Origin of the sequence: Mycobacterium sp., assembly GCF_035570115.1 — a bacterium.
Taxonomy (GTDB): domain Bacteria; phylum Actinomycetota; class Actinomycetes; order Mycobacteriales; family Mycobacteriaceae; genus Mycobacterium.
The window spans coordinates 1-9,046 of the sequence record NZ_DATMLH010000062.1; the positions used below are offsets into that span (position 1 = coordinate 1).

The window sequence follows — 9,046 nt, forward strand, 5'->3', positions numbered from 1 at the left end:
CGCTCGGCCGGCCCGCCGCCGGTCGTCGACGCGGACGAGGTCGGTGCGGCCAACATGATCCTGACCAACGGCGCGCGGCTCTACGTCGACCACGCGCACCCGGAGTATTCGGCGCCGGAGTGCACCGACCCGCTGGACGCGGTGATCTGGGACAAGGCCGGCGAGCGGGTGATGGAAGCCGCCGCCCGGCACGTGGCGAGCGTGCCAGGGGCCGCCAAGCTGCAGCTGTACAAGAACAACGTCGACGGCAAGGGCGCCTCCTACGGGTCGCATGAGAACTATCTGATGAGTCGGCAGACGCCGTTCTCGGCCGTCATCGCGGGGTTGACGCCGTTCCTGGTGTCCCGCCAGGTGGTCACCGGCTCAGGCCGGGTCGGAATCGGGCCCTCGGGCGATGAGCCGGGCTTCCAGCTGTCTCAGCGGGCCGACTACATCGAGGTCGAGGTCGGGCTGGAGACCACACTGAAACGCGGGATCATCAACACCCGCGACGAGCCGCACGCCGACGCCGACCGCTACCGACGGCTGCACGTGATCATCGGCGACGCCAACCTCGCCGAGACGTCGACCTATCTGAAGCTGGGCTCGACGGCGCTGGTGCTCGACCTGATCGAAGAGGGCCCAGCCCATGGCATCGACCTGACCGACCTGGCGCTGGCCCGGCCGGTACATGCGGTGCACGCGATCAGCCGTGACCCCTCACTGCGCGCTACCGTCGCGCTGGCCGACGGCCGCGAATTGACCGGCCTTGCGTTGCAGCGGATTTATCTGGACCGGGTGGCGAAGCTGGTCGACGGCCGCGACCACGACGCGCGGGCAGCCGACGTCGTGGAGACCTGGGCACACGTGCTCGATCAACTCGAGCGCGACCCGATGGAGTGCGCCGAACTACTGGACTGGCCGGCCAAGCTCCGGCTACTGGAGGGGTTCCGGCACCGGGAGAACCTGAGCTGGTCGGCGCCTCGGCTGCACCTCGTCGATTTGCAGTACTCCGATGTCCGGCTGGACAAAGGCCTCTATAACCGGCTGGTCGCGCGCGGCTCGATGAAGCGACTGGTCACCGAGCAGCAGGTGATCAGCGCGGTGGACAACCCACCGACCGACACCCGGGCCTATTTCCGCGGCGAATGCTTGCGCCGATTCGGCGCCGATATCGCGGCGGCCAGCTGGGACTCGGTGATCTTCGACCTCGGCGGCGACTCCCTGGTGCGGATTCCGACGCTCGAGCCTCTGCGCGGCAGCAAGGCGCACGTCGGCGCCCTGCTGGACTCGGTGAACAGCGCGGTTGAGCTGGTCGAACACCTGACCACCTGAGGCGTCCGGCGACGATGCAGCCCCGCGGCGGCTGAGGAGGAGCCCGACAGTGGAGGTCGTTAACCGGGCAACAGCGGTATCGACCGGTAGGCTAGAGAAACCGAAGGTCGTGTTCTTTACGGCCGATGACTTCGCAGGAGGCAGCGATGGCTCAGGAGCAGACCAAGCGCGGTGGTGGCGGTGGCGATGACGACGATCCCACCGCCAGCACGGCCGCGGGCCAGGAGCGTCGCGAGAAGCTGACCGAGGAGACCGACGACCTGCTCGACGAGATCGACGATGTTCTGGAAGAGAACGCCGAAGACTTCGTCCGCGCATACGTCCAAAAGGGCGGACAGTGACCTGGCCGTTTCGCGATCGCCTGGCCACCCACTCAGCACTTCCCGGAACCGCCTTCGGCGGTCTTTCCTCTTTCGCGGACTTTTTGCGTCGCGAGGCCCCCGAGCTGCTGCCCGCGGGCATCGGTAACACTCAGCCCGGCGGGCTCGGTTCGCAGCTGCCGCACGGCACCACCATCGTTGCGCTGAAGCATCCCGGTGGCGTCGTCATCGCCGGCGACCGACGCTCCACGCAGGGCAACATGATCGCGGGGCGCGATGTGCAGAAGGTGTACATCACCGACGACTACACCGCGACCGGGATCGCCGGCACCGCGGCCATCGCGGTCGAATTCGCCCGCCTTTACGCCGTCGAACTCGAGCATTACGAGAAGCTGGAAGGCGTGCCGCTCACCTTCGCGGGCAAAGTGAACCGGCTGGCAATCATGGTCCGCGGCAATCTCGCCGCCGCGATGCAGGGTCTTGTGGCGCTGCCGCTGCTGGCCGGTTTCGACATCGACGATCCCGATCCGGAGAAGGCCGGGCGCATCGTCTCGTTCGACGCTGCCGGTGGCTGGAATCTGGAGGAGGAGGGCTACCAGTCCGTCGGTTCTGGTTCGATTTTCGCCAAATCGTCCATCAAGAAGCTGTTTTCGCAAGTGACGGACGCGGATTCCGCGCTGCGGGTCGCTGTCGAGGCACTCTACGACGCGGCCGACGACGATTCGGCCACTGGGGGTCCCGACCTGGTCCGCGGGATCTTCCCGACCGCGGTCACCATCGGCGCCGACGGCGCGACCAATGTTCCCGAGCAGCGCATTGCCGAGCTGGCACGCGAGGTCATCGAACGACGTTCCCGCGCAGACACGTTCGGTTCGGATGCGGGGCACGCGGGAAGTGACTCATGAGCTTTCCGTACTTTATCTCGCCCGAGCAGGCGATGCGCGAACGCGGCGAGCTCGCGCGAAAAGGCATCGCGCGGGGCCGCAGCGTGGTGGCGCTGGCCTATACCGGGGGCGTGCTATTCGTGGCCGAAAACCCTTCGCGGTCACTACAAAAGATCAGCGAACTCTACGACCGCGTCGGCTTCGCCGCCGCGGGTAAGTTCACTGAATTCGACAACCTGCGGCGCGGGGGGATTCAGTTCGCCGACACGCGCGGCTACGCCTACGACCGCCGTGACGTCACCGGTCGGCAGCTGGCCAATGTCTACGCGCAGACGTTGGGCAGCATCTTCACCGAACAGGCCAAGCCCTACGAGGTCGAGCTCTGTGTGGCCGAAGTCGCACACTACGGCGAGACCAAACCGCCCGAGCTGTATCGCATTACCTACGACGGGTCGATCAACGACGAGCCGCACTTCGTGGTGATGGGCGGGACCACCGAGCCGATCGCCACCGCGCTCAAGGAGTCCTACGCCGAGAACGCCAATCTGGCCGACGCGGTGCGAATCGCGGTGGAAGCCCTGCGCGCCGGCAGCGCTAACGGCGGCGACGAACCCAAGCTGGGGGTGTCGACGTTGGAGGTCGCCATCCTGGACGTCAGTCGGCCCCGGCGAGCGTTCCGGCGAATCACCGGCCGTGCGTTGGAGGCCCTGCTGCCCGAACCCAACGGTTCCAGTGGCTCCGAACCGGCGAAGGACTCAGCGGACAATTCGAAAGACTCGGCTGACAATTAGGTCCCGGCGACCTTCCGTAGGCCGGGCGGATTCGTCTCGTATTGTCGGTGTGTGCTGACCGGCTTGCTGCTCGCATTGGGCACCTCGCTCTGCTACGGCACGGCGACGGTGTTGCAGGCCGCCGCGACCCGCTCGGTGGACGCCGGCAGCAGCGACTCCGGAGTTGACCCGGCCTTACTGTTACGAGCGCTGCGGCAGTGGCGCTACCTCGCGGGCCTCGCGCTTGACGGTCTTGGCTTCCTGTTGCAAGTGGCGGCGCTGCGCCTGGTACCGATCTACGTCGTCGCCGCGGCGATCGCCGCTTCGCTCGCGGTCACCGCGATCGTGTCCGCCTGGATACTGTCGGCGCGGTTGTCGGCAATGGAGTGGGTGGCGGTAGGCGTGGTGTGCGCGAGCCTTGCGACGCTCGGCCTTGCCGCCGGCCCCGAAGGCACCCGGCGCGGGCCGGCCGGACTCGGCTGGGCACTGCTGGCAGTGGTCGCCGTGCTGTTCATCGCCGGCGCGGCGGCAGGTCGCTTGGGTGACCGCTCCCGTGCACTCGTCCTCGGGCTCGGGGCCGGCGGCGGCTTCGGGGTCGTCGAGGTCGCCGTCCGCCTGATCGATCCGATCGACCCGACCAAATTGGCGTTCTACACCAACCCCGCCGTATATGCAGTGATCGCGGGCGGCGCAGCCGGGTTTTTGTTGCTCACTTCGGCTTTGAGCCGCGGATCGGTGACCACGGCCACGGCCGGGATGGTTGTCGGTGAAACGGTTGGTCCTGCGCTCGTCGGGGTGGTGTGGCTCGGCGACCAGACCCGTCCGGGGCTGAGCTGGGTGGTTGTGACGGGATTCGCCGTCGCGGTCGCGGCAACGCTGGCACTGAGCCGATTCGGCGAAGCACCCAGCCCTGTCGAGTCCTGACAACGCGCAGGCGAGCCGCGTTGCCGGAAGCCGGATTCGGAGCTATCCTGCGAAAGCACCTCGTTAGGCGAGGCTTCTGAAGTGAACACAGGCCACTGATCTGACGACGTCGAGAGACGCCCAAGATCAGGACAGATCTCCCCGGCTTAAGGGGTGGTCCCAAGTGGCTTTCCCAGCTCTGCGGGGATACGTCGCTCAGTGCCAAAGCTCAACGTGTGAGGGCAAAGTCGCCGCTCCACCGCTTCCGTCGTGGGTCCCTCTTTGTGCGCGTCTTAACGACATCGAGTATGGAAGGCAGGTGTTCCCATGACCAGCATGATCGACGTCGCCCGTATCGGGCTGCCCGGCTCAGCCGATGGGCTGCGCCTGACCCCCTACGAAGCGATGGCGCAAGACCTATTGTTCCTCCGCGGGGAACTGGAGACGGCGGCAATCCCGTTTCTTTTGATCCGCGGCGCGGACGGGCGTCCGGCACTCGTCGTTGATATCTGCTTGCGTGCACGAGTCGCCGAAACGCTCATGGCCGCATGCCTGGAGGCACCGCTGCGGGCCAAGATCCTTGACGGGACTGGGCGCAGCTCGGTGTACCTGGGCGACGGCTTGCTGTCGGCGGACCCGGACCCGCGGCTGCTGAGGGTGTTTCGTCGGCGCGAATGCCCGCGTTCCGGCCTGCGTTACGGCGCTTCGGCAGGAGTGGAGCTGCAGTTCTGGGTATTCGACGGTCAGCAGGCGATCTGCCCGATCGAGAACTCGCTGACTCGGAAGGCGTTGCCGCTGAGCGAGATTGTGTACGTAGCCGTCGAACTGCACGGCCGCACCTGGCCGACGATCGCCGGGATGTTTGCCCCGCACGCGAGCGACATCACGTTCGACATCGACATGGTGTTCTCGTGGGTGGACGGCAACGACCCGGAGTTCCGGGCAGGGCGAGCGGCAGCGATGGCGAACCACGTTGTTGGTGAAGGCGATGGCGCCGACGCGCGGATCCGTCAGATCGACGAACTGAAGTACGCGCTGCGTTCGGTGCACGCCTTTGCCCCATGGGTGCGGCGCATCTTCATCGCGACGGACTCGCCGGTCCCCGAGTGGCTCGCACCCCACCCCAAAGTCACCATCGTGCGCGCCGAGGATCACTTCACCGACTCCTCCGCGCTGCCGGTGTACAACAGCCACGCGGTGGAGACGCAGCTACACCACATCCCCGGTCTCGCAGAGCATTTCCTGTACTCCAACGATGACATGTTCTTCGGCCGGGCCTTGTCACCGACGACGTTCTTCTCACCCGGCGGGGTGACGAAGTTCATCGAAGCGGGCACGCGTATCGGGCTGGGGGCTAACAACCCCGAGCGCAGTGGATTCGAGAATGCGGCACGCGTCAACCGGCAGCTGCTGTGGGACAGGTTCGAGAAGATCATCACCCGCCACCTCGAGCACACCGCTGCGCCGCTGCGCAAGAGCGTGCTTTGCGAACTCGAGCGTGAGTTTCCGGATGACTTCGCGCGTACCCAGGCCAGCCGCTTTCGGGCGAGCACCGACATCTCGGTGACCAACTCGCTGTACCACTACTACGCGTTGATCACGGGGCGTGCGGTGCAGCACGAGTCCGCGAAGGTGCTCTACGTCGACACCACATTGCGGTCCGGGCTGGCGAAATTGCCGACGCTGCTCAAGAAGCGCAAGGTCGACTTCTTCTGCCTCAACGACGGCAGCTTCCCCGAGGTGAGCCCGCAGGAGCGAGCCGATGTCGTCGGCGAGTTTCTGGAGAAGTACTTTCCGGTGCCAGCGCCGTGGGAGCGAGCAGCGGGGGACGAGTGATCGCCCGCTGCGTGCTCGCGAGCTGCTGTGGGCTCAGGTCTTCGATGTGGTCTTAGATGTCGCGCGCCACCAGGCCGCGATGTAGAGCAGCATCGAGACCACCAAAGCCACTAGTACCCACAAAACGATCGTGAGATCGATCCAGCTTCCGAACGCCGGCGAGCCCGGCAGTGCGTTTCTCAGCGGTACCACCGCAAAGAGCATCGCCGCGTACCAGGTTGTCATCGGTGACTGAAACCTGCGTGGGTCGCGAATCGTCTGAATCGCCACGAATAAGCCAACTGCCGCGATCGCGACGAAGATGCACAGGATGGTGATCGCGAAGAGCATGGTGCTCGGTGAGCGCTGCAATTGGACTTCGTAAGGTGCGAACGCATTGGCATTGACGCGAGCCACGTCGACTTTCCAGCCGGCCAGCCGATCGACGAATGTCACGTTGGCGCGTTCTGGCGTTTGAGCCGCGCCGGTGAAGAGGGTAATCGTGATCGGTCCGGTGTAGTACGTATCGAACGGCCAGCGTTCGACGTCGCGCGCCAAGGTCAGTGGAACGGGGAAAACACCGGGCAACATGCCCTTGGAATATGTCCGCCTGACCGGCGTCGTCACGGATGTGACTGCCACGGTGAGGTCTTGCTTGAGAGCGTCGGTCACCGGATCCACCAGCGCAGGTCCGGGCCTAATGATGAGGTCGCCGACGAGCTCGCTGTAATTGCTTGAGATGCTTACCACATCCAGCGTGACAGTTGTGCCGCCGCTGGTCGGGGCCCCATGAACTGGAATACGTTGGGACGCTGCGCCATTGATGTACAGCACGACCGACGTGATCATTCCGCAGGCAACGAGTACCAGGGCGATGAAGGCGAGTCTCATGCGCGGCCTCCACCGGCGACCGCGAACCTTTGGCGGCGGGCGCTCGTCGGACCCCATCAGCACCCGCTCCTCCAGAGTGCTCAAGGGAACCTCCCGTCCACAAAAAGGGTCGCGCACGCGAGGTGAGAGAGGTCGGTATGCCGGGAATCTTGACGGGTCACCGCAATTGCCATGATAGGAACCGAAACTGCTTTAGACATGGGCCACTTGTCGGGCATCCGCGCGCGACGTACGGACAAGCGCGCGGCTGTCGATCGCGCGGTACAGCGGAGCCGTCACCGCAGTCGTCAGGATGGCAAGCGCACACAACATCGCAAACGCATAGGGACCGATCAAGCGGGCTTGGAGACCTATCGACGCAATGGCGAGTTCGGTGACGCCGCGGCAGTTCAACAAGACACCGAGTTTGGCCGAGGTCGTAAATGACCAGCCTTGCATCCTGCCGGCCAGGAGACCGACCGCGAGTTTCGAACCAAAAGCGGCGATGGTCAGGGTCAGCAGGCACAGCAGACCGCTCCCTCGGAACAGGTCCGCCAGGGTCTGCAGCGGCACAGACAGCGCGCTCGAAACGAAGAAGGCAGGAATGAGCATGTCCGCGACCGCGGCTAAGGCCCGCTCCGACGCCTGGTTGGCCAGCCCCGCGGGGAAGAATAGACCGGCAATCACGGCACCGAGGGCTGGGTGCAGACCGAACACCTGTGTAGCTGCCGCACCGACCAGCACGTAAGCGAAGATCGCCACCACAAACGGAGCGCCCTGCTGGGAGTGCTCGAACAACCGCCGGACGATCGGCGGCAGCACAAACATCACAATGAACAGCAACGCGGCGCCCACACAAAGGGCAGCAGCCGAGACCGAGCTCAAGTCGGTGGCCAGCAGGATCAACACGGTAACCAGTGCCCATGCCCCCGCATCAGTCGAGACGGCAATGCGCAGCGCTACCCCTGGGATGGGCGCCGGGACCCCAAGATCTTTGATGATGAGCACCAGAACGGGAACGGCGGTGACGCTCAGCGCCACACCGACGAATAGCCACACGTGCAGCGGATTGTGGTCTGGGCCAATGAGTCGGTGTGCAAAGGGGAAAGCTGCAGCCGCACAGACGACGACCGGAATCAGCACGCAGGGCAACAGTTGCCAGAGCGGTGACTTCTCGGATGTTTTGCTGTAGGACCGCAGCTCAATTCCAACCAAGAACAACAGTAACAAGAGGCCCGCTTGACCCACGTCCTCGATGAGAGATTTCGAGGTCGGCGAAAGTAACACAGACTTCATGGAATGCGGAAGGAGGGCCAGAATTGTGCCGAGCAGAAGGCCGAAAGTGATTACGCCGACGACCGCGGGCTGCTTAATCCGGCGAAACAGGTTTCCGACAAACACCGAACCAATCAAGACTACGGCCAGCATAATTAGTGCTTGCAGCACATTACCGAGTGGCATTGATTCTCCCTGGCAACCAATTGAGTCCGCTGTTCGTCACGCAACGATGCGATTTGGGTTTCCGCAGGTCACCGGTCGCGTAGGTGGTTGCGTCGCATCTGTTATAGCTAGTCGCGGAACCCAGCGCAACTGTGTCGTGACCGTGAACACACCTCCATTATGCGTTCTTAACGTCATTACATTTTCTTAATGGATCCAGGCAAAATCATAACGGCTTCTTGACGGCTATTCGCTGGCAGCGGTGACCTATAATCCGCAGACTAACTAGCCGTATTTCTCAGATTCGACGAATTCACTGGCGCCGCGGAACCCCGGCCTTTGCGCGCCCTCCGGGCTGATGAACGGCCGGCGACGAGCGATCGCCCGCTAGGTGCGTGCGAGCTGCTGTGGGATGTGCGGTATCCGACCTGCCGGCAGGATGCTGACGCGAGAGTCGGCGAGTTCTCGCTGCACGGTCTCCGGCTGGACGAATCGTCCCACGGTAGGTCCGGCGGCCAACGGAATCACGGTGTGCACCACCGTTTCTGGGTAGCAGTGCACCAGGTTGAATGCCTGCGCGCCGTCGCGGCCCCGGGTTCCGGGCGTCAGAAGATCCTGGGTGTAGCAACTGGCCGAGGCCACCGAAACCGGAATTCCGGCGAAGGTGGCCGTGGTGGAGTAGTGCAGGTGCCCGGCGAGGATGCTGCGCACATCGGTGCCGCGCAGGACT

Annotated in this window: 8 protein-coding genes, 1 pseudogene and 1 riboswitch; of the genes and pseudogenes, 6 read left to right on the forward strand and 3 right to left on the reverse strand. The window is 64.6% G+C overall.

The genetic code is table 11. The features are described 5' to 3' along the window. From dop to VNW74_RS04640, 6 genes are all read left to right on the forward strand, one after another. A partial coding sequence (dop, locus tag VNW74_RS04615; RefSeq protein ID WP_325675428.1) for a pup deamidase/depupylase occupies window positions 1–1,314 on the forward strand: 1,314 nt, incomplete at its 5' end. Window positions 1,315–1,460: 146 nt separating this feature from the next. Further along, window positions 1,461–1,655 carry a ubiquitin-like protein Pup gene (locus VNW74_RS04620; protein ID WP_043409984.1) on the forward strand — a complete coding sequence of 65 codons (195 nt, stop codon included), beginning with the start codon at window positions 1,461–1,463 and terminating at the stop codon, window positions 1,653–1,655. After that, window positions 1,652–2,539, forward strand: coding sequence for a proteasome subunit beta (gene prcB / locus VNW74_RS04625; protein ID WP_325675429.1), 888 nt, complete (start codon window positions 1,652–1,654; stop codon window positions 2,537–2,539). The genes VNW74_RS04620 and prcB overlap by 4 nt, the downstream gene beginning before the upstream one ends. Further along, window positions 2,536–3,309, forward strand: a complete 774-nt coding sequence (gene prcA / locus VNW74_RS04630; RefSeq protein WP_325675430.1) for a proteasome subunit alpha — start codon at window positions 2,536–2,538, stop codon at window positions 3,307–3,309. Before prcB ends, prcA begins: the two co-directional genes overlap by 4 nt. A 51-nt stretch (window positions 3,310–3,360) precedes the next feature. Beyond that, the gene (locus VNW74_RS04635) at window positions 3,361–4,212 is read left to right on the forward strand and encodes a DMT family transporter (RefSeq protein WP_325675431.1); all 852 of its coding nucleotides are present in this window, start codon (window positions 3,361–3,363) and stop codon (window positions 4,210–4,212) included. Between the two features lie 52 nt (window positions 4,213–4,264). Next, window positions 4,265–4,439, forward strand: a riboswitch (M-box (ykoK) riboswitch). An 88-nt stretch (window positions 4,440–4,527) separates the two neighbouring features. Further along, complete coding sequence (locus VNW74_RS04640) at window positions 4,528–6,027, forward strand: stealth family protein (protein WP_414686596.1); 1,500 nt, start codon at window positions 4,528–4,530, stop codon at window positions 6,025–6,027. 33 nt (window positions 6,028–6,060) lie between these two features. On the opposite strand, the gene VNW74_RS04645 is transcribed toward VNW74_RS04640, so the two are convergent. The 3 genes and pseudogenes from VNW74_RS04645 to VNW74_RS04655 all read right to left on the reverse strand — a co-directional run. After that, window positions 6,061–6,897, reverse strand: coding sequence for a DUF4436 domain-containing protein (locus tag VNW74_RS04645; RefSeq protein ID WP_414686595.1), 837 nt, complete (start codon window positions 6,895–6,897; stop codon window positions 6,061–6,063). A gap of 192 nt (window positions 6,898–7,089) precedes the next feature. Continuing rightward, window positions 7,090–8,337 carry a cation:proton antiporter gene (locus tag VNW74_RS04650; protein ID WP_325675433.1) on the reverse strand — a complete coding sequence of 416 codons (1,248 nt, stop codon included), beginning with the start codon at window positions 8,335–8,337 and terminating at the stop codon, window positions 7,090–7,092. 366 nt (window positions 8,338–8,703) lie between these two features. Next, window positions 8,704–9,046: pseudogene (locus VNW74_RS04655) on the reverse strand (phosphodiesterase); the annotation flags it as partial.

What these genes read in the sequence shown, in the direction of transcription:
- VNW74_RS04620 (WP_043409984.1), top strand. Translation starts at nt 1,461, where the DNA reads ATGGCTCAGGAGCAGACCAAGCGCGGTGGTGGCGGTGGCGATGACGAC.
- prcA (WP_325675430.1), top strand. Translation starts at nt 2,536, where the DNA reads ATGAGCTTTCCGTACTTTATCTCGCCCGAGCAGGCGATGCGCGAACGC.
- VNW74_RS04640 (WP_414686596.1), top strand. Translation starts at nt 4,528, where the DNA reads ATGATCGACGTCGCCCGTATCGGGCTGCCCGGCTCAGCCGATGGGCTG.
- VNW74_RS04645 (WP_414686595.1), bottom strand. Translation starts at nt 6,897, where the DNA reads ATGAGACTCGCCTTCATCGCCCTGGTACTCGTTGCCTGCGGAATGATC.
- VNW74_RS04650 (WP_325675433.1), bottom strand. Translation starts at nt 8,337, where the DNA reads ATGCCACTCGGTAATGTGCTGCAAGCACTAATTATGCTGGCCGTAGTC.